The sequence below is a fragment of the Pseudomonas sp. M20 genome (assembly GCF_045037865.1).
In the GTDB taxonomy this organism is placed as follows: Bacteria; Pseudomonadota; Gammaproteobacteria; order Pseudomonadales; family Pseudomonadaceae; genus Aquipseudomonas.
The window spans coordinates 5491289-5513144 of sequence record NZ_CP173611.1 but is presented as its reverse complement, the minus strand read 5'-3'; the positions used below and the strand labels follow the sequence as shown (position 1 = coordinate 5513144).

The window sequence follows — 21856 nt, the reverse complement described above, 5'->3', positions numbered from 1 at the left end:
ATTTTCTCTGCGGCCAGGAACGCCGTGGCAGTCGATCATCGCATGCTGCCACCGTCGATTTCTCCCGCTTAATCCTTGAACCACGCCGCCCGATGAGCGGCGAATGAGGACTGTAATGAGCAAGACTAACGCTGAACTGATGGCCCGTCGTACCGCAGCTGTTCCACGTGGTGTTGGCCAGATTCACCCGATCTTCGCTGAATCGGCAAAAAACGCTACCGTGACTGACGTTGAAGGTCGTGAGTTCATCGACTTCGCCGGCGGCATCGCTGTACTGAACACCGGCCACGTGCACCCGAAAATCATCGCCGCCGTGACCGAACAGCTGAACAAGCTGACCCACACCTGCTTCCAGGTACTGGCTTACGAGCCGTACGTTGAGCTGTGCGAAAAGATCAACGCGAAGGTCCCAGGTGATTTCGCCAAGAAAACCCTGCTGGTCACCACCGGTTCCGAGGCCGTGGAAAACGCCGTGAAAATCGCCCGTGCCGCCACTGGCCGTGCCGGCGTGATCGCCTTCACCGGCGCTTACCACGGTCGTACCATGATGACCCTGGGTCTGACCGGTAAAGTCGTGCCGTACTCGGCCGGCATGGGCCTGATGCCAGGCGGTATCTTCCGCGCGCTGTACCCGAACGAACTGCACGGCGTGAGCATCGACGACTCGATCGCTTCCATCGAGCGCATCTTCAAGAACGACGCCGAGCCGAAAGACATCGCCGCAATCATCATCGAGCCTGTGCAGGGTGAAGGTGGTTTCTACGTTGCGCCGAAGGAATTCATGAAGCGCCTGCGCGCGCTGTGCGACCAGCACGGCATCCTGCTGATTGCTGACGAAGTGCAAACTGGCGCTGGTCGTACCGGTACGTTCTTTGCCATGGAACAGATGGGCGTTGCTGCCGACCTGACCACGTTCGCCAAATCCATCGCTGGCGGCTTCCCGCTCGCCGGTGTTTGCGGCAAGGCCGAATACATGGACGCCATTGCGCCAGGCGGCCTGGGCGGCACCTACGCCGGTAGCCCGATCGCTTGCGCCGCTGCTCTGGCAGTGATGGAAGTGTTCGAAGAAGAGCAACTGCTGGACCGCTGCAAGGCTGTCGGCGAACGTCTGGTCACTGGCCTGAAAGCTATCCAGGCCAAGTATCCGGTGATTGGCGAAGTCCGAGCCCTGGGCGCGATGATCGCGGTCGAGCTGTTCGAAAACGGTGACAGCCACAAGCCAAACGCTGCAGCAGTAGCGTCGGTTGTGGCCAAGGCTCGCGACAAGGGCCTGATCCTGCTGTCCTGCGGCACCTACGGCAACGTTCTGCGCGTCCTCGTACCGCTGACCTCGCCGGACGAGCAACTGGACAAAGGCCTGGCGATCATCGAAGAGTGCTTCTCCGAGCTCTGATCACCCCGTGTGACCTGATCGACAAAAACCCGCTTCGGCGGGTTTTTTTACGCCCCTTGAAACACATCGAGCGCTTTAGCGCTGTATCGAATGGCCAGCATTGGCTAAGGTTCAGGCATTGCAAGGGAGAGCGCGCATGACTGCCGTTGATTTACCCGCCGTACCGCGAGTGCTGATTGCCGAGGCTGATCCGTGGTCTCGCGACTTGCTCAAACAAGTGTTGCTGAACGTGCGTTGCGATGCACGGCTGGATCTGTGTGCCGATGGCCAGCAAGCCATGTCGATGCTCAGCGAAATTCCGTATGACCTCGCCATCGTCGATTGGGAACTGCCCGGCGTCGATGGTTTGAATGTGCTGCGCAGCGTGCGTCAGCGCAAGCGCAATCCACCGCTGCCGTTCATTCTGATGAGCAACCGCAACGACAGCGCCAGTGTGCGCGAAGCGATTCCGCTGGCGCCAACGGCGTATCTGACCAAGCCGCTGAATATGGAAAATCTGACTGAGCGTTTACAAGGCTTGTTGCTGAATGCCGGTGAAGAGGTGTTCTGTGAGGTGCCGGCATTGGCGCCGGGCATGACCTTGGCAGTATTTCTTGAGCGCCGCCGCGAGCAAGCCGACGGCGCACCGTTGATGACCGATGTGCAGGTGGCGGTGAAGCGCAGCCTCAATCCCAATGGCCTCGATCTGAAGTTGCTGGAAGATGAGATCAAAACCGATCCACAGATCACGGCGGTGTTGATCGCTGCGGCCAACAGCGCGGCGCAGCACCACGGCGCGCCGGTGCAAACACTGGCGCAAGCCCTGCATCGCTTGGGCACCGGACAGAGCATGAACCTGATTCTGGGGTTGGCACTCAAACGCAGCGCCAGACTCAGTGATCCGTGCCTGGCGGATTACGCCGAACGTTACTGGGGGTTGTCGCTGCACACCGCTGAATACGCCCGCACGCTGGCGCGCTTGCTCGATCTCGATCAGGAGCGCTGTTACTGCGCGGGCATGCTGCATCGCTTGGGTGATCTGGCGTTGCTGCGTTGTCTGCAGGAATGGCAGCAGGCCGGTGGTGAGCTGGATGAGCTGGAGGAAGTCGGCGAGGCGCTGGCGGAATTTGGCGCGGCATATGGTTCGGCCCTGCGTACTCGCTGGCGATTGCCGCTGGAGCTGCGTGAGCTGATTGCCTCGGTCTACCAGCTCGGTGGCGGCGTGTATTCCCGCGAGGCGCTGGTGATGAACATGTCGGCGCAGATGGCCCGCTTGACCGAGCATGAGGGCGTGGAGGAGTTGGCGAAGAGCCGCACGGCGCGGTTGCTCAAGATCGGGCTGCCGGAGTTGATGCGGATGCGCAAATAACCTGACTTACACAATTCCAATGTAGGAGTGAGCCTGCTCGCGATAGCGGTGTGTCAGTCAATTCTGTGTGTCCGACACACCGCTATCGCGAGCAGGCTCACTCCTACAATGGATCTCTGTGTAGCTGAGATACGGGTCAGGCAGAAATGATGCGGTTCTTGCCCTGCCGTTTGGCCTCATACATGGCCGCATCCGCACGGGCGAACAGGCTGTCGAGGCTTTCGTCTTCCCCGGTAAGGCTGGTCAGCCCCTGGCTGACTGTGATGCCGTACGTCTGCCCGTCATGGCTGAAGCTCAACCGCTGAATTTCCTGCTGCAGTCGCTCGGCCACTTGCATGGCCATGTCCGGTGCGCACCCTGGAAACACCGCCGCAAACTCTTCCCCGCCAATCCGCCCGAACAGATCACCGCGACGTAACGAGCCACGCCCGCACTCGGCAATCCGCTGCAACACGTTGTCGCCTTCGGGATGGCCGTAACTGTCGTTGATCACTTTGAAGTCATCGATATCGAGCAGCAAAAACGCCATGGGCGAACCCTGCGCACGCGCCTCTTCGAACTCGCGGTTGGCGCACTCGAAGAAGTGACGGCGGTTGCTGCTTTGCGTCAGCACGTCGGTGGTCGCCAAGCGATGCAGCTCGGTTTCCATCTGCTTCTTGTCAGTGATGTCCTCGGCGATGCCGACGATGATCACCGGTTGCCCCGGCTCGTCCTGACGGTTGATGAAGCACTTATCGCTGAGCCAGCGCACCTGGCCGTCGGCGGCGATGATGCGGTATTCGCGATCTTCTACCGCACCTTTGTGCAGGACTTCGGTGAGGCTGCGTTCGGCGTATTCCAGATCGTCGGGGTAGATGCTGTCACGCCATTGGTTGTAGTCGGCGAGCAGCAGGCCGGCGGAGCGACCGAAAATCCGTTCGTAGGCGGGGCTGACGTACAGCACCTGACGGGTTTCCCAGTTGAAAGCCCAGAGCACGGCGTTGACGCTGACCAGCAATGAGCTAAACAGCTGCTCGCGTTCGCTTAGCCGAGCGACCTCGCCTTGGGCATGCATCAACGCCATCAGGGTTTGCGCGGCCTCGGGCCACTGCGGTAAGGATGAGTCTTTTTGGTTGTTATTGACCATCGGCACAGATCTCAAAGGACGTGCCGCAATTCGACAACGGCCACAGTACAGCCCGCCGGGATGGCGAAGTGTCTTTGAGATAGGCGATTTTTAGCGAAGTTCCGAAGGGTGCACCCGGGAGCCGGGTGCACCGATCAACGGTCTCAGACTGCTGCAGGACGCAGCGAGTAGGTTTTCAACTGGTCAGCGAACTCGCGCAGGGACTGGATGCCACTGGCTTCCGCCTCGTGAATCCACTCTTTGATGGCCGCGAGCATGTCGTGGCCATTTGCGCTGGTCTTGACCCAGATCTGCTGCAGGGCCAGGCGTTTTTCGTAAATTACCTTCAACGCCTGACTGTGCTCGAGCATGGTCTGGATGCGCACGTGGTGACGATCTTCCAGCAGGCTGGTTTCCCGCGACAGCAGACGCTTGGCGCGGTGGAACTGGTGGCGCACCGAATGATCGACCTTGGCCAGTTCTTGCTTGACCAGCGGACCGATCACCAATTTGCGGTACTGGGCCATGATCTGGAAACGGTTGTTGAGGATGGCCATGGCGGTGTCCATGTCCAGATTGCCCTTGCCTTCGACGCGGTGGGCGATCGGCGCTACACGCTGAACCTTGGCCAGACGCAGGAAGCTGAAGACTTTGATCCACGCCCAGCCGAGGTCGAACTCCCACTTCTTCACCGACAGCTTGGCCGAGTTAGGGTAGGTGTGATGGTTGTTATGCAGTTCTTCGCCGCCGATCAGGATGCCCCACGGCACCAGATTGGTCGCCGCGTCGCGGCATTCGAAGTTGCGGTAACCGACAGCATGGCCCAGACCGTTGATGACGCCGGCAGCCCACACCGGGATCCACATCATCTGGATCGCCCAGATGGTGATGCCGATGGTGCCGAACAGCAGCAGGTCGATAACGCCCATGATTGCCACGCCCAGCAGCGGGTAGCGGCTGTAGACGTTGCGTTCGATCCAGTCTTCGGGGCAGTTCTTGCCGTAGATGCGCAGGGTTTCCGGGTTCTGCGCTTCGGCGCGGTACAGCTCGGCGCCGGTGCGCAGTACCGTCGACAAACCCTTGATGACCGGGCTGTGCGGGTCGTCTTCGGTTTCGCACTTGGCGTGGTGTTTACGGTGGATGGCGGTCCACTCGCGGGTGTTCTGCGCCGTGGTCAGCCACAGCCAGAAACGGAAAAAGTGCTTCAGACCGGCATTCAGCTCCAGCGAGCGATGGGCCGAGTAGCGGTGCAGATAGACCGTGACGGCAACAATCGTCACGTGGGTCATCAGCAGGGTGACTGCGACCAGAGACCAGGCCGACAAGCCAAGAAAACCTTCGTACCACATAGGCTATAGGGCCCTCGATAAAGATAAAAACAGCCGTTGCATTATCACCAAGCACACAGATAAAACCAGTCGCCCTTTCAGATAAGAGTCGCTGGATGTTTCTTGACCTATAATTCCAACCTTTTTGTAGGGACATGGACAGCCGAATGCCTGCCACTTACCGCGATGCATTGCGTGCAGCGCTGCTCTATCTCGTGCTTGCCGCTGTCTGGCTGCAAGGTACTGATCATTTATTAAACAATTTCTTCGATAACTCCGTCGATCTTGCCCGATGGCAACTGATCAACGGTTACGTCTTTGCGGCGCTCAGCGCCGGGCTGATTTTCCTGGCGCGGGCGCGATTGTGTGAGTTTCTCGGGATTGGCGCGCGTTTGCGCGAGCGCCACGCTGATCGCGAACGCCTGCGTCAGGCCGCGGCGGTCTTCGATTGCACCCGCGAAGGGGTGTTGGTGACCAACCATCAAGGGCTGATCGTGCACGTCAATCGCGCGTTCATCGAGATTACCGGTTATCAGCGTGAAGAAGTCATTGGGCAACAGCCGAGTCTGTTCAAATCCGGCCACCATCCGCCAGGGTTCTATCAGGCGATGTTCGCTACCCTTGAGTCGCAGGGCGAATGGAGCGGCGAGATCTGGAACCGGCGCAAAAGCGGCGAGATTTATCCACAGTGGCAGACCATCCGGGTCATTCACGATGATCAGGGCCGGCTCAGCCATTACGTCGCGGTGTTTTCCGACATCAGCGCGATCAAGGATTCCGAGCATGAACTCAAACACCTCGCACACCACGATCCGCTGACCGATCTGCCCAATCGTCTGCTGTTCAGCGATCGCGCCGAGCAGGCGCTGGCCTCGGCGCAAAACCACAAGCGCGGCTGTGCATTGCTGATGCTCGATCTCGATCACTTCAAGATGATCAACGACAGCCTCGGCCATAACGTCGGCGATCGCTTGCTCAAGGCCGTGGCGGCGCGTTTGCAAGCGCTGTTCGGCCCCGGGATTACCCTGGCGCGGCTCGGCGGCGATGAGTTCGCGGTACTGGCGGAAAGTTGTCCACAGCCGGTGCAGGCGGCGGCGCTGGCGCAACGCATTCTCGATGCGCTGAAGGAGCCGTTCTGTATTGATGGCAATCAGTTGTTCATCAACGCCAGCCTCGGCATCAGTCTGTTCCCCAGCGATGCGCTAAGCGCCGAGCAACTGTTGCGCAATGCCGATGCGGCGTTGTTCAAGGCCAAAAGTAGCGGTCGCAACGGTTACGCCTTGTACACCGAAGAACTTACCGCCCACGCCCAGCAACGTGTGGAGATCGCATTCGAGCTGCGCCGCGCGCTGGAGCAGCAGGAACTGCGGGTTTACTACCAACCCGTGCATGACTTGAAAACCAGTCGCCTGATTGGCGTCGAAGCCTTGGTGCGCTGGCAGCATCCGGTGCGTGGTCTGGTGTCGCCGGCGGAGTTCATTCCGATCGCTGAACGCACCGGGTTGATCGCCGAAATCGACGCTTGGGTCATGCAGCAGGCGTGTCGGCAGATGTGTGAGTGGCAGCAGGCCGGGATCGTGCTGTCTTTTGTCGCGGTAAATGTGTCTTCGCGCCTGTTTGCCCGGCGTGAGTTGTATCAGCAGGTGGCGCAGGTGCTGCACGACACCGGGCTGGATCCGGCGTATCTGGAGCTGGAGGTGACTGAAAGCGCGGTGATGGATGATCCAGAGGTGGCTCTGGAGCAGATGCATCGTTTGCGCGAACTGGGTATTCGCCTGGCCATCGATGATTTCGGCACGGGCTATTCGTCGCTGTTACGGCTCAAGCGCTTGCCGGTGCAGAAATTGAAGATCGATCAGGGTTTCGTTGCCGGGTTGCCGTGGGATGAAGATGACGCGGCGATTGTCCGGGTGATTATCGCGTTGGCCCGGAGCATGGGCATGCAGGTGCATGCCGAGGGTATTGAACAGGTTGAGCAGGCGGCGTTTCTGTTGGGACAGGAATGTGACCTGGGGCAGGGGTACTGGTTTGGGCGGCCGAGTCCGGCAAAGGAGATTGATTGGGCGAGAACTCCGGTGATTGGTTAAAAGATCAAAAGATCGCAGTCTGCAAGCCCTTGCCCGGCCACATAATGTTTTCTAGTTATATAAACATTCTTAAATAGTCTTTTTAAGAATATCCGCGCCTCTCTTATATTGCTCCTACGCCGAACGCAGTGCCGCCCACTGCCAGGCAAATCCCATTCAAAGGAGCAGCACCATGAGCGCATCCCTTCGCAGCGTTGACGGTCAGGACGAAAGCGCCATCTTGCGTGAAATCCAGAGCGCCCTGCGCGATCTGCGTTTCGGCGCGGTGGAGATCACTGTGCATAACGCGCAAGTCGTGCAGATCGAACGCAAAGAGAAATTCCGTTTGCAGCAACCGGGCAAACAACCGGGCTGAGTTGAAGATCAAAAGATCGCAGCCTGCGGCAGCTCCTACAGGGGGCTGTGTGTAGGAGCTGCCGAAGGTTCGGGCCGCGATCGGACGATCTTTAGCCGGCACATCCGATTCCAGATATTCATAAGAAAAAGCCACCACCAAGAATTCCAGGAGCTTTCACCATGTCGTCGATTCGCCGTTACGCTTTGGCCGCCCTGGCCAGTGCTGTGTTTGCCGGTTCCGCCGTTGCCAAGGATTACGAACTGCTCAACGTGTCGTATGACCCGACGCGCGAGCTGTATCAGGATTACAACGCTGAATTCATCAAGTTCTGGCAGAAAGACCACGCTGGCGACACCGTTAAAATCCAGCAATCCCACGGTGGTTCGGGCAAGCAGGGCCGTGCGGTGATCGACGGTCTGCGCGCTGACGTCGTGACCCTGGCGCTGGCCGGCGACATCGACGAAATCGCCAAACTCGGCAAGACCCTGCCCGCCGACTGGCAGAAGCGTCTGCCGGAAGCGAGCACGCCGTACACCTCGACCATCGTCTTCCTGGTGCGCAAGGGCAACCCGAAAGGCATCAAGGACTGGGGCGATCTGGTCAAGAACGACGTCTCGGTGATCACCCCGAACCCGAAAACCTCCGGCGGCGCCCGCTGGAACTTCCTCGCCGCGTGGGCCTATGGCCTGAAAGCCAACGGCGGTGACGAAGCCAAAGCCAAAGAATATGTGCAGACCCTGTTCAAGCACGTGCCAGTGCTGGATACCGGTGCACGCGGTTCGACCATTACCTTCGTCAACAACGGTCAGGGTGATGTGTTACTGGCTTGGGAAAACGAAGCGTTCCTGGCACTGAAAGAAGATGGCGGCGCCGACAAGTTCGACATTGTCGTGCCTTCGCTGTCGATCCTCGCCGAGCCGCCAGTGGCGGTGGTCGACAAGAACGCCGAGAAGAAGGGCAACGAGCAGATCGCCGAAGCCTATCTGAAGCACTTGTACAGCCCGGCCGGTCAGGAGATCGCCGCGAAGAACTTCTACCGTCCGCGTGACAAGGACGTGGCCGCGAAGTACGCCCAGCAGTTCCCGAAACTGGACCTGGTGACCATCGACAAGGACTTCGGCGGCTGGAAAACCGCGCAACCTAAATTCTTCAACGACGGTGGCGTGTTCGACCAGATTTATCAGGCGCAGTAATCTGACTTCAGCCACACATCAAGCCTGAAGCCAGGCGCGGAAAATGTGGGAGCGAGCTTGCTCGCGAAAGCGGAGTGTCAGACGACGTAGAGTTGGCTGATACTCCCTCTTCGCGAGCAAGCTCGCTCCCACATTGGTGCGTTCAGCGGAATGCTTTTTAACCAAGGACTTTTATGTCGCGTCGTATCTCCCCCGTCATACCCGGCTTCGGGCTGACGCTGGGCTACACCTTGGTGTACCTCAGCCTGATTGTGCTTATCCCGCTGGCGGCGATGTTCGTCCACGCCGCCCAACTCACCTGGGATCAGTTCTGGGCGATCATCTCCGCACCGCGGGTGCTTGCGGCCTTGAAGCTGAGCTTCGGCACCGCGCTGTGCGCTGCGATCATCAACGGCATCATCGGCACGTTGCTGGCCTGGGTGCTGGTGCGCTACACCTTCCCGGGGCGCAAGGTGATCGACGCGATGATCGATCTGCCGTTCGCCCTGCCGACAGCGGTGGCCGGTATCGCGCTGACCGCGCTGTATGCGCCGGCTGGTCTGGTCGGCCAATTCGCCGCTGACCTCGGTTTCAAAATCGCCTACACCCCGCTCGGTATCACTCTGGCGCTGACCTTCGTCACCCTGCCGTTCGTGGTGCGCACGGTACAGCCGGTGCTGGCCGACATTCCCCGTGAAGTCGAAGAAGCTGCCGCGTGCCTCGGCGCGAAACCCTTGCAGGTGTTCCGCCACATCCTCGTACCTGCGCTGCTGCCAGCCTGGCTCACCGGTTTTGCCCTGGCGTTCGCGCGTGGCGTCGGCGAGTACGGTTCGGTGATTTTCATCGCCGGCAACATGCCGATGAAAACCGAAATCCTGCCGCTGCTGATCATGGTCAAACTCGACCAATACGATTACACCGGCGCTACCGCCATCGGCGTGCTGATGCTGGTGGTTTCCTTCGTCCTGTTGCTGCTGATCAACTTGCTGCAGCGGCGCATCGAAACCCCATAAGGAGGCGCGAACATGTCCCAATCGTCTATTGCGGCCGCCTCTTCGGCCAACGCTGCACGCCGTGGCAGTGCCACTTCGCGCAGAATCCTGATCGGCCTTGGCTGGCTGGTCTTTTTCCTGTTTCTGCTGCTGCCGTTGTTCATCGTGGTATCGCAGGGTTTGAAAAATGGCCTCGGTGCGTTCTTCACCGCGATCTTTGAACCGGATGCACTGTCGGCACTGAAACTCACCGTATTCGCCGTGTTGATTTCGGTGCCGCTGAACCTGGTGTTCGGCGTCAGCGCCGCGTGGTGCGTGAGCAAGTACTCGTTCCGCGGCAAGAGCATGCTGGTGACCCTGATTGACCTGCCGTTCTCGGTATCGCCGGTGATCGCCGGTCTGGTCTACGTGCTGATGTTTGGCGCGCAGGGCCTGTTCGGGCCTTGGCTGCAGGATCACGACATCCAGATCGTCTTCGCCTTGCCGGGCATCGTGCTGGCGACGATCTTCGTCACCGTGCCGTTCGTGGCTCGTGAACTGATCCCGCTGATGCAGGAACAAGGCACGCAGGAAGAGGAAGCCGCGCGTTTGCTCGGCGCCAATGGCTGGCAGATGTTCTGGCACGTCACCGTCCCCAACATCAAATGGGGCCTGATCTATGGCGTGGTGCTGTGTACCGCGCGGGCCATGGGTGAATTCGGTGCGGTGTCGGTGGTGTCCGGGCACATTCGCGGGGTGACCAACACCTTGCCGTTGCACGTCGAGATCCTCTACAACGAATACAACCACGTGGCCGCGTTCGCTGTGGCGAGCCTGTTGCTGATCCTGGCGCTCTTCATCCTGCTGCTCAAGCAGTGGAGCGAAAACCGTATCAACCGCCTGCGCGCCAGCGCCGCGGAGGAATAATTCATGTCGATCGAAGTGCGTAACGTCAGCAAGAATTTCAATGCCTTCAAGGCGCTGGACAACATCAGCCTGGACATCCACAGCGGTGAGTTGGTGGCGCTGCTCGGCCCGTCGGGCTGCGGCAAGACCACCCTGCTGCGGATCATCGCCGGTCTGGAAACCCCGGATCAGGGCAACATCGTCTTCCACGGCGAAGACGTCTCCGGCCACGATGTGCGTGATCGCAACGTCGGTTTTGTGTTCCAGCATTACGCGTTGTTCCGCCACATGACCGTTTTCGATAACGTCGCCTTTGGCCTGCGCATGAAACCGAAAAACCAGCGCCCGAGCGAAAGCCAGATCGCGACCAAGGTTCATGAGTTGCTGAACATGGTGCAGCTGGATTGGCTGTCGGATCGTTATCCGGAGCAGTTGTCCGGTGGCCAGCGTCAGCGGATTGCTTTGGCCCGTGCCTTGGCGGTCGAACCGAAAGTACTGCTGCTGGATGAGCCGTTCGGCGCGCTTGATGCCAAGGTGCGTAAAGAACTGCGCCGCTGGCTGGCGCGGTTGCACGAAGACATCAATCTGACCTCGGTGTTCGTGACCCACGACCAGGAAGAGGCGATGGAAGTCGCCGACCGTATCGTGGTGATGAACAAGGGCGTGATCGAACAGATTGGCTCACCGGGCGACGTCTACGAAAACCCGGCCAGCGATTTCGTTTATCACTTCCTCGGCGATTCGAACCGCTTGCTGCTGAGCGACGACAATCACGTGCTGTTCCGCCCGCATGAAGTATCGTTGTCCAAACACGAACTGGAAGATCACCATGCCGCTGAGGTGCGTGATATCCGGCCGTTGGGCGCGACCACGCGGGTGACGTTGAAGGTAGAAGGGCAGACTGATCTGATCGAGGCCGAAGTGGTGAAAGACCATGACAGCCTGATCGGCTTGGCCAAGGGTGAAACCCTGTTCTTCAAGCCGAAGGTCTGGCAGAAAGTCGCCAGCCTTTAAGATCAAAAGCTTCGCGAGCAGGCTCGCTCCCACAGGGAATTCGGTCGGACATGAATTTTGTGTTCAGCACCAGTCCACTGTGGGAGCGAGCTTGCTCGCGAAAGCGATTCAGACAGCCGCACGATTCGGATTAACCCGCACCACCCCCGCCCGCGCCTCGATCTGCTCTTTCAATTCATGCCGCATCCCGAGCATGAACGCCAACTCGGCCACCACAAACAACGGCCCGACAATCAGCCCGCTGACATCGTCGACAAACGCCGGTTTGCGCCCTTCATAGTGATGCCCGACAAACTGTATCACCCAGCCGACCACAAACATCGCCAGACCACTGCTCAGCCAGACCAGGGTGCTCTGCTGCGCCAGCACATGCCCGGCCCAGACCGACAGGCCCATCAGCACCGTCATCAATACCCCGAGCTTCACTTCCAGCCGCAGGTAAAACCACGCCGAGGCCAGCGCCAACACAGCGGCTGGAGATACCCACAACCCGCCCAGCGACCATTCTGGCCGCGACAACAAAACCGCCACCGCCACCACAATCAGCGGAATGCCGATAAAGTGGCTGGCGATGTTGCGCGGATCACGGTGGTAGGCAGCGTATTGACTGAGATGGTCGACGAGGCTTTTCATTGTTGTTCCTCCGGTAGGGTTGATCGCATCATCCCTCGGGATCAGGGTTCGCTCTGTCAGGCAGGCGACAATCCAGGAGTGTTTATGCAAATGCGTTCGCGATTGATGACCGGGCAGTGGTTCAGTCATCTGCCGGCGTCCTTTCAGGATAGTCTGCTGGCGGCGGCCCGGGAGAGGCGGCTGACGGCGGGTCAGCGCCTGTTTCAGCGCGGCGATGCGCCGTGCGGCTTGTATGCGGTGCTCGACGGCGCGGTGCGCATCGGTGCTGTCAGCGAGCAGGGCAAGGAGGCTTTATTGAGCCTGGTCGAGGCGCCGCACTGGTTCGGCGAAATCTGCCTGTTCGATGGCCAGCCGCGTACGCATGACGCCTATGCCGTCGGGCCGTGCACCTTGCTCAACATTCCTCAGGCGACGCTGTTGAAGTTGCTTGATGAAAATCCAGTGTACTGGCGGCATCTGGCGCTGCTGATGAGCCACAAACTGCGCCTGACCTTCATCAACCTCGAACAACTGAGCCTGCTGCCGGCCCCGGCGCGTCTGGCGCATCGCTTGCTGATGATTGCCGAAGGCTACGGCGAACTCGACGCGCCACGCCGGGTGCTGCAACTGCCGCAGGAACAGCTGGCGTCGATGCTGTCGCTGTCTCGGCAGACCACCAACCAGATTCTCAAGGATTTGCAGGGACAGGGGATTATCGGGCTGGGGTATGGCGAGATCGAAATCCTCGACGCCGCGCGATTGCGCGCCCTGGCCACGATCTAACGGGCACCCGAGATCCCCTGTGGGAGCGAGCCTGCTCGCGAAAGCGGTGGGTCATTCAACTGAGATTTCGACTGAACCGACGCCTTCGCGAGCAGGCTCGCTCCCACATTTTTGATCTGTGCTGGTTTTACGAACCGCGATAGGTCGAAAAACCGTACGGGCTGAGCAGCAGCGGGATGTGGTAGTGCTGATCGGTCTGCTTCACTTCAAAAATCACCGGAATCTCCGGGAAGAAGGTGTCGTGCTTGATCTTCTTGAAGTACTCGCCGGTCTTGAACACTACGCGGTATTCACCCGCTTCAAAAGGCTGTTTGGCCGGGAACAGCTCGGCGATCCGCCCCTGTTCATTGGTGGTGCCTTGGGCCAACGGCTGCCAGTTCTGGCCAACGTGTTTTTCCAGAGTCACGTCGATGCCCGGCGACGGCAGGCCATTTTCCAGATTGAGCACGTGCACGCTCAACGGATTACCGGCGGCGAATGCAAGGCTTGAAAACGCGCTCAGGCCGAGCGCGGCGAAGGTCATGCGCAAAGTGCTCATGGATGCATCTCCTTATTGGGAACGGGTAGTGGCCAGACCGGTTTTCCCGGCCGCCTTGATCGCACAGTTTTCGTCTTGCTCACCGCCACCGGAACCGGCCACGCCCATCGCGCCCACCAGTTCAGTGCCGAGGAACAGCGGGATCCCGCCGCCGAGCAGCAGCAACTCGTCGAGGGTGTTGAGGTTGGCGGTTTCCGGGTTGCTGCGAGCGCGTTCGGCGAACAGCCGGGTGGCGGTTTTGGTCGACAGCGCGGTGTAAGCCTTGCGCTGGCTGGCAGCAGTGTTGTGCGGGCCGACACCGTCGCCGCGCAAGGTCACCAACAGATTGCCGCCGCGATCGAGTACCGACACCGTGCCGGTGCAGTTGGCCATTGCCGTGTCGGCGAGCAGCTGTGCAGTTTTCAGGTCGAGGTCGGCGTGACGTGGCAGTTCAGGGCTGGCGACAGCCGCGCCACTGAGGCCGATCATCAGGCTTGCAACGAGGAATTTGACGGTCATGGACAGGCTCCAAAAGCGAAGGTCGTCACCTTAATCGCCGGTCTTCGTCAGAACCTCGTCAGTCTGATTACAAGTTTGTAATGGGCAACGCTGCCGAAGGCGCCTAGCCTGTGTGCCTATCAATCGAGGTGTGCCATGCGTTTGCTGGTCGTAGAAGATGAAGCCAAAACCGCGAATTTCCTCGCCAAAGGCCTGGGCGAGTCGGGTTTTGCCGTGGACGTGGCACTCAATGGTCTCGATGGTCGCTACTTTATCGAGCAGCAGGAATACGACCTGATCATCCTCGACGTGATGCTCCCCGGCCTCAATGGCTGGCAATTGCTGCAACTGATCCGCCAGCGCGGCGCCACGCCAGTGCTGTTCCTCACCGCCAAGGACGCCATTGAAGACCGCGTGCGCGGCCTCGAACTGGGCGCCGACGATTACTTGCTCAAACCCTTCGCCTTCGCCGAACTGCTCGCGCGCGTGCGCACCTTGCTGCGGCGCGGGCCGATGCGCGAAGCCGAGTCGTACACCATCGCCGATCTGGAAATCGACGTGCTGCGCCGCCGCGTCAGCCGTGGTGGCCAGCGCATCGCCCTGACCAACAAAGAATTCGCCCTGCTGCAACTGCTTGCCAGTCGCCAGGGCGAAGTGCTGTCGCGCACGCTGATTGCCTCGCAGGTGTGGAACCTGAATTTCGACAGCGACACCAACATGGTCGAAGTGGCGGTGCGTCGTTTGCGCGCGAAAGTCGATGATCCTTACATGCCGAAACTGATCCACACCGTGCGCGGCGTCGGTTATCAGCTGGAAGCTCCTGACGATGCGCTCTAGGTCGATCGCCTGGCGTTTGGCGCTGGCGTTCGCATTGGTTTGCGCTTTGGTGCTGAGCGCGATTGGCGTGTTTCTCTACCGCTCGCTGGCCACGGAAATCGCTTGGCGTGATGACCTCGCGTTGCTCGGTCGACTGGAGCAAGTGCGTGCCTTGCTCGCCGACAGCGATAGCTTGGGCGCATTGCAGGCACGGCCGCGGCTCTATCAGAACATGCTCGGCAATCTCGACAGCCTGCTACTGGTGCGCCGTGCCGATGGCTCCAGTGTGATCGCTATCAACCCACGGCAACGCGAGTTGCCCGCGCTGAACGCGATCCCCCGCGAGCAAACGCCGCAGCGCCCCGATGTGCTCACGTGGCAAGCACCGGACGGTGCCGAATTGGCGCTGTTGTCCGGCGAAGCGCAAGGGCCGAATGGCGAGCCGCTGACGGTCATCGCCGGTAAAGTGCTGAGTGAGCGCGAGCAGATGCTCGGCAGCTATCGCATGCGCTTGTACCTGTCGGTTGGCCTCGGTGCGTTGCTCGCCTTTGCCCTAGGCTTGCTGTTGCTACGCCGGGGCTTGCGACCGTTACGGCAGTTGAGCGCAGCCGTGCGCGGCATCGATCTGCGCAGCCTCGATCAACGTTTACCTGCCGCTGGCACACCCACGGAACTGCTTGAACCGGTACAGGCACTCAACGGCATGCTGGCACGACTGGACGACAGCGTGCAGCGCCTGTCGCAGTTCTCCGCCGACCTCGCCCACGAGATTCGTACGCCGCTGCACACGCTGTTGGCGAGCAACGGCCAGGCGCTGAATCATCCGCGCAGTACCGAGGAGTATCAGGAAGTCCTGGCCTCGAACATGGAAGAGTTCGAGCGACTCAAACGCATGGCGGAGAACCTGATGTTCCTCGCTCGTGCGGAGCAGGCAGAACGTGCGCTCAATCTGCAATTGCTGGATCTGCACAGCGTTGGCGGCGAACTGTGTGATTACTTTGAAGCCTTGGCCGATGACCGCGATCTGCGGCTGGACAATCAACTGCATGGCGAACTGCTTGCCGATCAGCAATTGCTGCAACGGGCGCTCGGGAATTTATTGGCGAATGCCGTGCGCCACGCTGACTCCGGAACCGTGATCAGCTTGCGCCGCCGCGACGAGTCAGGTTGGTGCTGGTTGCAGGTGCACAACCACGGGCCGGCGATTGCACCCGAGCATCTGGGTAAACTGTTCGACCGTTTCTACCGCGTCGATCCTTCACGGGCAGAGCCGGGGGATTCGGGTGGGTTGGGGTTGGCGATTGTCCAGTCGATCATGCAACTGCATGGGGGACAGGTGCGGGTGAGCAGTGATGCTGATGGCACCATTTTTGAGCTGGGTTTTGGTGTTAACAGGTGATTACTACTTGCTCACTCGGAATTAGGCTAATCTTGCTCACTGACTGCATCAAATGCGATGCAAATTAAGCAAATATCTGAATTTGCACCGTATTTGATGCAGGAAATAACATGGAACAGCTTGGTGAATTGATCAAAGCCCTGCGCAAGGCGAACAAAATGACTCAGCAGGCACTGGCTCAGCAATACGGAATGAGCCGCGCGACGATTTCGGGGATCGAAAACAACACTATTTCGGAAATCGGCGTGCGTAAAGTCGAAGCGATCCTCAACGGATTTGGCTATGAGCTGACGGCGGTTCCACGTCAGTCTCGTCGACCGACACTCGATACGCTGCAAAAGGTTAACTTCCATGACTGAGTCGTCGGATCGATTAAACGTCTGTGTCGGCGGGCAAGCGGTAGGGACGTTGGCGCGCGGGCAAGATCGAGTCGACAGCGTCTTCAATTACCGCGAGGAAGCCAGTGCTGAAAATGCCGTGTCGCTGACAATGCCGTCCCGCCTGGAAAGTTATGGTTGGCAGCATGGTATCCATCCGGTTTTCGAGATGAATCTGCCGGAAGGTGCGCTACGTGATGAGCTGGTTCGGCGCTTCAGTAAGGCGGTTCGCGGCTTCGATGATTTTGCGTTGCTGGCTATTGTCGGCCCCTATCAGCTCGGTCGGTTATCCATTGCCAGCGCATCGATGACGGATCGGCCGCCCGAAACGTCTCTGGCCGATCTGCTGGTGCACGATGGTGCACAAGACCTGTTCGAGGAACTGTTGCAAACCTATGGTCAGTATTCCGGTGTGTCCGGTGTGCAACCCAAAGTGCTGGTGCGTGACAGCGCGGCCGCGATTGATCGCCTGACTCATCGCGGGTCCACTCACCTGGTTAAAGCTTTTCGCGCCGATGAATATCCGCATTTGGCGACCAACGAATACTTTTGCATGCGTGCTGCGCAACACAGCGGGCTTGAGGTTCCGCAGTTTGAACTGAGCGAACATGGCAAGTTTCTGGTAATCGAGCGCTTTGACTTGAGCCCTACGGGCTACCTCGGTTTCGAGGACTTCTGCGTACTCAATGGTTGGTCATCGAAAGCCAAATACGACGGCTCTTACGAAGGTGCGGCCCGGCAGATCAAAGCGTTTGTTTCACCTGCATTGCTCAATCAGGCGCTGGAAGCATTTTTCAAAATAGTGGCTTTGTCCGCAGGCCTGAAAAACGGCGACGCGCATCTAAAAAATTTTGGCGTGCTTTACGAAAACTGCGGCGAGGAATCAGTAATCAGGCTCGCCCCCGCATACGACATTATCACCACCTCGGTCTACATAAAGAACGACAGTATGGCGTTGCTGTTGGGTGGTTCGAAGGCTTGGCCAAAGCACAAAATGCTGGTGCGCTTCGGTCGAACTGCCTGCAATCTGACCGAAGCGCGTTGCAATGAATTACTGCAGCAAGTCGCTAATGGCATGCAGGTAACGATGGGCGAACTGGCCGGGTACAGCGCAGGTCATCCAGCGTTCGCTGAGATGGGTGCTGCGATGATCGAACAATGGTTGTCTGGTATGGCGCGCAGCCTGATTAAAAGCTGACAATCAGCGCAACCCATCACGAAACTGCCCCGGCGTCAGCCCCGTCCAGCGCTTGAACGCGCGGCTGAAGCTGCTGGTGTCGGCAAACCCGAGCAAATAACTCACCTCACTCAACGAGCACTGCGGATCGCGCAGGTGCAGCAGCGCCAGATTCTCCCGGCTCTCGTTGAGCAACGTATCAAAGCGACAACCTTCATCCGCCAGATGCCGTTGCAGGCTGCGCAAACTCAGGTGCAAGGCTTGGGCAATGCGTTCAGCACTCGGCTCACCTTCCGGCAGTTGTTCTTCAATGGCATCGCGCACCTTGCGCTCCCAGGTCAGCGGTTTGAGCTGGGCCATGGTGCGTTTGAGCACGGCTTCGTTGTGTTCGGCGAGTTCCGGGTTGGCGTCGTCGAGGTGGCTGTCAAAGTCGGCAAGGGCGAACTCCAGGCGATCCTCCGCACAACCAAAATGCACCGGAGCGCGGAAGACTTTGTGCCATTGAAGCGCATCGCTCGGTTCCGGGCGGCGCAGATAAACCGCTAGCGGCGCGTAATCGCGACCAAGACGATTGCGGCAGGTGCGCACGTAGATCGCGGTAAACGCATCGATGGCTTCGAAGGCGGGTGCCGGGTTGCCTGACGGAATTTTCAGACGAAATTGATAGCAGTCGTCGCCACGACTCAGCTCCAGTTCCAGCGCATCGCTGACCACCGGGTGATAGCGCACGATGCGCTCGAACACCTCGCGCAAACTGCCGCTGGCGACCAGCGCATAACCGAGGGCATGGAACGTGGTCGGGCTGACGAAGCGCGACACGCGCAGACCAATCGCCGGATCGCCACTGACCTGCACGGCAATTTCCCAAAGGCGTGTGGTGCCGGACAATGGATAGCGCGCGTTGGGGTCGTCCATCAAATTCGGGTCGAGCCCGGCCTGCTGGCACAAGGCTATGCTGTCCAGCCCCAGCGCATCGAGTTGTTTGCGCAAGGCACGGGTCCAGCTGGCGAGGGAGGTCGGTTCCTTCATGCTGATTGGCGCTTCCGGTCAACAGGTTGGCGTTCTCGGCTACCGCGATTGAAGCTCTGGCGAGGCACGATGCGAACATCATAAACCCGAGGATGGAAGCATGGACGGTACTTCTGCAAGTCCCCAGCGACACAATGCGGCCCAGCGATCAGCGCATATTCGCCAAGTGGTGCTGGCCAAAGGCGTCGAACTGCGCGAGCGCTACCCGATTCTCCAGCATCAGGATGCGCTTGGGGCGGGGATTCTGGCCTTTGCCCTGATCGGGATGATCGGCTCGGCGGCGCTGTACATCACCGGCCATATGGCGTGGTGGGTGTGCTTGTTGCTCAACGCGTTTTTTGCTTCGTTGACCCATGAGCTGGAACACGACCTGATCCACAGCATGTATTTCCGCAAGCAGCGCGTGCCGCACAACCTGATGATGGGCCTGGTGTGGCTGGCGCGGCCGAGCACGATCAACCCGTGGATCCGTCGGCATCTGCACCTCAATCACCACAAGGTCTCCGGCACTGAAACCGACATGGAAGAACGCGCGATCACCAACGGCGAGCCGTGGGGTTTTGCGCGCCTGTTGATGGTCGGTGACAACGTGATGTCGGCGTTCATCCGCATGCTGCGGGCGCCGACCTGGGCGCACAAGTGGAGCATTCTGAAACGGGTTTTCAAAGTCTATGCACCGCTGGCGCTGGTGCATTGGGGCGCGTGGTACGTGTTTCTCGGTTTTCACGCTGCCAACGGCATCGCATACCTGCTGGGCTCACCGATCGAATGGTCAGCGACGACGTTGTCGGTGATGCAGTTGATCGATATTGCCGCCGTGGTGATCATCGGCCCGAACGTGTTGCGCACCTTTTGCCTGCACTTCATCAGTTCGAACATGCATTACTACGGCGATGTCGAGCTGGGCAATGTGCTGCAGCAGTGTCAGGTGCTCAACCCTTGGTGGCTGTGGCCGTTGCAGGCGTTTTGCTTCAACTTTGGCAGCAGTCACGGTATTCATCATTTTGTCGTGAAGGAACCGTTTTATATTCGCCAAATGACGGTGCCGGTGGCGCATAGGGTGATGCGTGAGATGGGCGTGCGGTTTAATGATTTTGGCACGTTTGGGCGAGCGAACCGGTTTGTTCGTCGGGATGAAATCGCGGTGTCTGGGGAGGCGGTGGAGGCCTGACGAGCTGCCCTCACCCTAGCCCTCTCCCGGAGGGAGAGGGGACCGATTGGGGGATATTGGGGAAGTACGCCGACCTGAATGTTCCTCATTGAATCCATAATCGACCCGATTTTTCAGGTCGATGTATAGCGAAAGACACCTCGGTCGGCCCCCTCTCCCTCTGGGAGAGGGCTGGGGTGAGGGGCTTTTGATCTCGCCCTTAATCCGGCTGAAATGGCGACTCACTCAAAATCACCCCAGTCTCCTCGACATACTGCTGCCAATGCCCGATCAACGCGCTGAGCTTCTCCGGCCGACTCACCGCCAGATCATGAATTTCCCCCGGATCACTACTCAAATCATACAGCTGCCAGGTCGCCGGCCCGACCGGCCCAGGAATCCACACCGCTTTCCACGACCCCTGGCGAATCGCCCGACGCCCGAACAACTCCCACCCTGTCACCGTGTGCTCGTCGTGCACCTGTGCAGTTTCGCCCGACAAGAACCCCAGCCACGATTTGCCGCGCAACGGCGCCACCGGTTTGCCGTGCCAGAGCTTGCCCGGATGACGCACGCCAGCCAGATCGAGAATGGTCGGTGTGATGTCCATCACCGTGCCGAAACCATGGCTGATCTGCCCTTTGATCGCCAATTGCGGATAGTGCAACAGCGCCGGCACGCGAATCCCGCCCTCGGTGGTAAAAGCCTTGAACAGCCGCGACGGCGCGGTCGCCACTTGCGCCCAATTCGGCCCGTACCAGACATAGGAATTGGCGCGGCCAATGTTGTCGAGGCTGTTGTCGTAGTGCTGGCTGAGATAGGTCACCAGTTCCGGGCCGAATTTCGGGAACGCTTCCAGCAGCGCGCCTTCGGCACCGTTGTCGGACATGAACAGGATGAACGTGTTGTCGAGCTGCCCCTGCTGGCGCAGATAGTCGATGACCCGGCCAATGTTCCAGTCCATGCGCTCGACCATCGCCGCGTAGACTTCCATGGCCCGCGCGGAAATCTGTTTTTGTTCCTCGCTCAACGCGTTCCACTGCTGGGTTAACTGAATCAGCGGGTGCGGCTCTACGTCCGGTTCAATCAGACCGAGGGCTTTGAGTTTTTCCAGACGCTCCAGACGCAGCACTTCGGGGCCAGCGTCATAGCGGCCACGGTATTTCTCGACGATCTCGGCGGGCGCCTGCAACGGCCAGTGCGGCGCGGAGAACGGCAAGTAGGCGAAGAACGGCCGGGTCTGGTCACGTTCCTTGAGGTACTGCAGCAATTTGTCGCCGAATGCATCGGAGGAATAGAAGTCCTTCGGCAGTTCGTCGAGAAACGTGTCGTCCTCGATGTACAGCGCCGGCGTGGATTTCAGCAGGCCGGGCGTTTGCTCATCGTAGGTCGGCTCGAAACCATAGTGGTTGGCCGCGCCCGGCAGCAGCGAAAACGAGCGCTCGAAACCTCGTGCGTGCGGCGCCAGTTCAGCCTTCAAACCCAAGTGCCATTTGCCGCTCATCAAGGTTTGATAACCGGCCTCGCGCAGCAGCTCGGGCAGGGCGACGACGCGGTCATTGAGATAGCCCTCGTAACCCGGTTTGCCGATCAGATCCGGGGTCAGCGTTTCGGCCATGGTGCCAATGCCGGCGATGTGGTGATCGGTGCCGGTGAGCAACATCGAGCGGGTTGGCGAGCAGGTTGGCGCGGTATGAAAATCAGTCAGACGCAGACCGTTGTTGGCCAAGGCATCGAGGTGCGGCGTGGCGATTTCGCCGCCGAACGCGCCGATGTCGGAGAAGCCGAGATCGTCGGCCAGAATCACCAGAAAATTGGGACGTTGCGGCATCGCAAA

At 59.5% G+C, this 21856-nt stretch carries 21 protein-coding genes; 14 read left to right on the top strand and 7 right to left on the bottom strand.

Translation table 11 applies throughout. The annotated features are described in order from the left end of the window. The first annotated feature begins 115 nt into the window (after positions 1 to 115). Both gabT and ACI514_RS24425 read left to right on the top strand, forming a co-directional pair. Positions 116 to 1393: a 4-aminobutyrate--2-oxoglutarate transaminase gene (gabT, locus tag ACI514_RS24430; protein WP_007917687.1), complete on the top strand. Its 1278-nt coding sequence runs from the start codon at positions 116 to 118 to the stop codon at positions 1391 to 1393. A 136-nt stretch (positions 1394 to 1529) separates the two neighbouring features. Further along, positions 1530 to 2741 (top strand): HDOD domain-containing protein, encoded by a 1212-nt coding sequence (locus ACI514_RS24425; protein WP_405122541.1) that lies wholly within the window; start codon positions 1530 to 1532, stop codon positions 2739 to 2741. Between the two features lie 136 nt (positions 2742 to 2877). Here ACI514_RS24425 and ACI514_RS24420 read toward each other — a convergent pair whose 3' ends face one another. Then, a complete protein-coding gene (locus tag ACI514_RS24420; RefSeq protein WP_160054662.1) occupies positions 2878 to 3867 on the bottom strand; it encodes a sensor domain-containing diguanylate cyclase in 990 nt (329 codons plus the stop codon). Between the two features lie 143 nt (positions 3868 to 4010). Beyond that, complete coding sequence (gene desA / locus ACI514_RS24415; RefSeq protein WP_405122540.1) at positions 4011 to 5195, bottom strand: delta-9 fatty acid desaturase DesA; 1185 nt, start codon at positions 5193 to 5195, stop codon at positions 4011 to 4013. Positions 5196 to 5341: 146 nt separating this feature from the next. On the opposite strand from desA, the gene dibA reads away from it, so the two are divergent. The 6 genes from dibA (at position 5342) to ACI514_RS24385 (ending at position 11661) form a co-directional block, all read left to right on the top strand. Next, positions 5342 to 7261 (top strand): phosphodiesterase DibA, encoded by a 1920-nt coding sequence (dibA, locus tag ACI514_RS24410; protein WP_160054666.1) that lies wholly within the window; start codon positions 5342 to 5344, stop codon positions 7259 to 7261. A gap of 172 nt (positions 7262 to 7433) precedes the next feature. Beyond that, entirely contained in the window at positions 7434 to 7616 is a 183-nt protein-coding gene (gene oscA / locus ACI514_RS24405) for a sulfur starvation response protein OscA (protein WP_077570118.1), read from the top strand. 161 nt (positions 7617 to 7777) lie between these two features. After that, positions 7778 to 8791, top strand: coding sequence for a sulfate ABC transporter substrate-binding protein (locus ACI514_RS24400; protein WP_007917681.1), 1014 nt, complete (start codon positions 7778 to 7780; stop codon positions 8789 to 8791). A gap of 173 nt (positions 8792 to 8964) precedes the next feature. Then, the gene (cysT, locus tag ACI514_RS24395; protein WP_008080019.1) at positions 8965 to 9783 is read left to right on the top strand and encodes a sulfate ABC transporter permease subunit CysT; all 819 of its coding nucleotides are present in this window, start codon (positions 8965 to 8967) and stop codon (positions 9781 to 9783) included. 12 nt (positions 9784 to 9795) lie between these two features. After that, positions 9796 to 10668 carry a sulfate ABC transporter permease subunit CysW gene (gene cysW, locus ACI514_RS24390; RefSeq protein WP_038367233.1) on the top strand — a complete coding sequence of 291 codons (873 nt, stop codon included), beginning with the start codon at positions 9796 to 9798 and terminating at the stop codon, positions 10666 to 10668. Positions 10669 to 10671: 3 nt separating this feature from the next. Continuing rightward, positions 10672 to 11661 carry a sulfate/molybdate ABC transporter ATP-binding protein gene (locus ACI514_RS24385; protein ID WP_003220514.1) on the top strand — a complete coding sequence of 330 codons (990 nt, stop codon included), beginning with the start codon at positions 10672 to 10674 and terminating at the stop codon, positions 11659 to 11661. A gap of 108 nt (positions 11662 to 11769) precedes the next feature. On the opposite strand, the gene ACI514_RS24380 is transcribed toward ACI514_RS24385, so the two are convergent. Beyond that, on the bottom strand, positions 11770 to 12294 hold the full coding sequence (locus ACI514_RS24380) for a DUF962 domain-containing protein (RefSeq protein ID WP_405122539.1): 525 nt from the start codon (positions 12292 to 12294) through the stop codon (positions 11770 to 11772). Positions 12295 to 12378: 84 nt separating this feature from the next. Between ACI514_RS24380 and ACI514_RS24375 the strand changes: the two genes are divergently transcribed. Continuing rightward, positions 12379 to 13056, top strand: a complete 678-nt coding sequence (locus tag ACI514_RS24375) for a Crp/Fnr family transcriptional regulator (protein ID WP_405122538.1) — start codon at positions 12379 to 12381, stop codon at positions 13054 to 13056. Between the two features lie 127 nt (positions 13057 to 13183). Here ACI514_RS24375 and uraH read toward each other — a convergent pair whose 3' ends face one another. Together uraH and ACI514_RS24365 are read right to left on the bottom strand one after the other, a co-directional pair. Further along, positions 13184 to 13594, bottom strand: a complete 411-nt coding sequence (gene uraH, locus ACI514_RS24370; RefSeq protein WP_405122537.1) for a hydroxyisourate hydrolase — start codon at positions 13592 to 13594, stop codon at positions 13184 to 13186. A gap of 12 nt (positions 13595 to 13606) precedes the next feature. Then, complete coding sequence (locus ACI514_RS24365) at positions 13607 to 14092, bottom strand: heme-binding protein (RefSeq protein WP_160054672.1); 486 nt, start codon at positions 14090 to 14092, stop codon at positions 13607 to 13609. A 135-nt stretch (positions 14093 to 14227) separates the two neighbouring features. Between ACI514_RS24365 and ACI514_RS24360 the strand changes: the two genes are divergently transcribed. From ACI514_RS24360 to ACI514_RS24345, 4 genes are all read left to right on the top strand, one after another. Further along, on the top strand, positions 14228 to 14908 hold the full coding sequence (locus tag ACI514_RS24360) for a heavy metal response regulator transcription factor (RefSeq protein ID WP_016987597.1): 681 nt from the start codon (positions 14228 to 14230) through the stop codon (positions 14906 to 14908). Continuing rightward, a complete protein-coding gene (locus ACI514_RS24355; RefSeq protein WP_405122536.1) occupies positions 14898 to 16286 on the top strand; it encodes a heavy metal sensor histidine kinase in 1389 nt (462 codons plus the stop codon). The genes ACI514_RS24360 and ACI514_RS24355 overlap by 11 nt, the downstream gene beginning before the upstream one ends. Before the next feature lie 110 nt (positions 16287 to 16396). Next, entirely contained in the window at positions 16397 to 16645 is a 249-nt protein-coding gene (locus ACI514_RS24350; RefSeq protein WP_160054676.1) for a helix-turn-helix domain-containing protein, read from the top strand. Further along, entirely contained in the window at positions 16638 to 17861 is a 1224-nt protein-coding gene (locus ACI514_RS24345; RefSeq protein ID WP_160054678.1) for a type II toxin-antitoxin system HipA family toxin, read from the top strand. Before ACI514_RS24350 ends, ACI514_RS24345 begins: the two co-directional genes overlap by 8 nt. A gap of 3 nt (positions 17862 to 17864) precedes the next feature. Here ACI514_RS24345 and ACI514_RS24340 read toward each other — a convergent pair whose 3' ends face one another. Further along, on the bottom strand, positions 17865 to 18869 hold the full coding sequence (locus ACI514_RS24340; RefSeq protein WP_405122535.1) for an AraC family transcriptional regulator ligand-binding domain-containing protein: 1005 nt from the start codon (positions 18867 to 18869) through the stop codon (positions 17865 to 17867). 100 nt (positions 18870 to 18969) lie between these two features. Between ACI514_RS24340 and ACI514_RS24335 the strand changes: the two genes are divergently transcribed. Continuing rightward, on the top strand, positions 18970 to 20040 hold the full coding sequence (locus ACI514_RS24335; RefSeq protein ID WP_405122534.1) for a fatty acid desaturase: 1071 nt from the start codon (positions 18970 to 18972) through the stop codon (positions 20038 to 20040). A 199-nt stretch (positions 20041 to 20239) separates the two neighbouring features. On the opposite strand, the gene ACI514_RS24330 is transcribed toward ACI514_RS24335, so the two are convergent. Then, entirely contained in the window at positions 20240 to 21850 is a 1611-nt protein-coding gene (locus ACI514_RS24330) for an arylsulfatase (RefSeq protein ID WP_405122533.1), read from the bottom strand. Between the last annotated feature and the right edge of the window lie 6 nt (positions 21851 to 21856).

What these genes read in the sequence shown, in the direction of transcription:
- gabT (WP_007917687.1), top strand. Translation starts at nt 116, where the DNA reads ATGAGCAAGACTAACGCTGAACTGATGGCCCGTCGTACCGCAGCTGTT.
- ACI514_RS24425 (WP_405122541.1), top strand. Translation starts at nt 1,530, where the DNA reads ATGACTGCCGTTGATTTACCCGCCGTACCGCGAGTGCTGATTGCCGAG.
- ACI514_RS24420 (WP_160054662.1), bottom strand. Translation starts at nt 3,867, where the DNA reads ATGGTCAATAACAACCAAAAAGACTCATCCTTACCGCAGTGGCCCGAG.
- desA (WP_405122540.1), bottom strand. Translation starts at nt 5,195, where the DNA reads ATGTGGTACGAAGGTTTTCTTGGCTTGTCGGCCTGGTCTCTGGTCGCA.
- dibA (WP_160054666.1), top strand. Translation starts at nt 5,342, where the DNA reads ATGCCTGCCACTTACCGCGATGCATTGCGTGCAGCGCTGCTCTATCTC.
- oscA (WP_077570118.1), top strand. Translation starts at nt 7,434, where the DNA reads ATGAGCGCATCCCTTCGCAGCGTTGACGGTCAGGACGAAAGCGCCATC.
- ACI514_RS24400 (WP_007917681.1), top strand. Translation starts at nt 7,778, where the DNA reads ATGTCGTCGATTCGCCGTTACGCTTTGGCCGCCCTGGCCAGTGCTGTG.
- cysT (WP_008080019.1), top strand. Translation starts at nt 8,965, where the DNA reads ATGTCGCGTCGTATCTCCCCCGTCATACCCGGCTTCGGGCTGACGCTG.
- cysW (WP_038367233.1), top strand. Translation starts at nt 9,796, where the DNA reads ATGTCCCAATCGTCTATTGCGGCCGCCTCTTCGGCCAACGCTGCACGC.
- ACI514_RS24385 (WP_003220514.1), top strand. Translation starts at nt 10,672, where the DNA reads ATGTCGATCGAAGTGCGTAACGTCAGCAAGAATTTCAATGCCTTCAAG.
- ACI514_RS24380 (WP_405122539.1), bottom strand. Translation starts at nt 12,294, where the DNA reads ATGAAAAGCCTCGTCGACCATCTCAGTCAATACGCTGCCTACCACCGT.
- ACI514_RS24375 (WP_405122538.1), top strand. Translation starts at nt 12,379, where the DNA reads ATGCAAATGCGTTCGCGATTGATGACCGGGCAGTGGTTCAGTCATCTG.
- uraH (WP_405122537.1), bottom strand. Translation starts at nt 13,594, where the DNA reads ATGAGCACTTTGCGCATGACCTTCGCCGCGCTCGGCCTGAGCGCGTTT.
- ACI514_RS24365 (WP_160054672.1), bottom strand. Translation starts at nt 14,092, where the DNA reads ATGACCGTCAAATTCCTCGTTGCAAGCCTGATGATCGGCCTCAGTGGC.
- ACI514_RS24360 (WP_016987597.1), top strand. Translation starts at nt 14,228, where the DNA reads ATGCGTTTGCTGGTCGTAGAAGATGAAGCCAAAACCGCGAATTTCCTC.
- ACI514_RS24355 (WP_405122536.1), top strand. Translation starts at nt 14,898, where the DNA reads ATGCGCTCTAGGTCGATCGCCTGGCGTTTGGCGCTGGCGTTCGCATTG.
- ACI514_RS24350 (WP_160054676.1), top strand. Translation starts at nt 16,397, where the DNA reads ATGGAACAGCTTGGTGAATTGATCAAAGCCCTGCGCAAGGCGAACAAA.
- ACI514_RS24345 (WP_160054678.1), top strand. Translation starts at nt 16,638, where the DNA reads ATGACTGAGTCGTCGGATCGATTAAACGTCTGTGTCGGCGGGCAAGCG.
- ACI514_RS24340 (WP_405122535.1), bottom strand. Translation starts at nt 18,869, where the DNA reads ATGAAGGAACCGACCTCCCTCGCCAGCTGGACCCGTGCCTTGCGCAAA.
- ACI514_RS24335 (WP_405122534.1), top strand. Translation starts at nt 18,970, where the DNA reads ATGGACGGTACTTCTGCAAGTCCCCAGCGACACAATGCGGCCCAGCGA.
- ACI514_RS24330 (WP_405122533.1), bottom strand. Translation starts at nt 21,850, where the DNA reads ATGCCGCAACGTCCCAATTTTCTGGTGATTCTGGCCGACGATCTCGGC.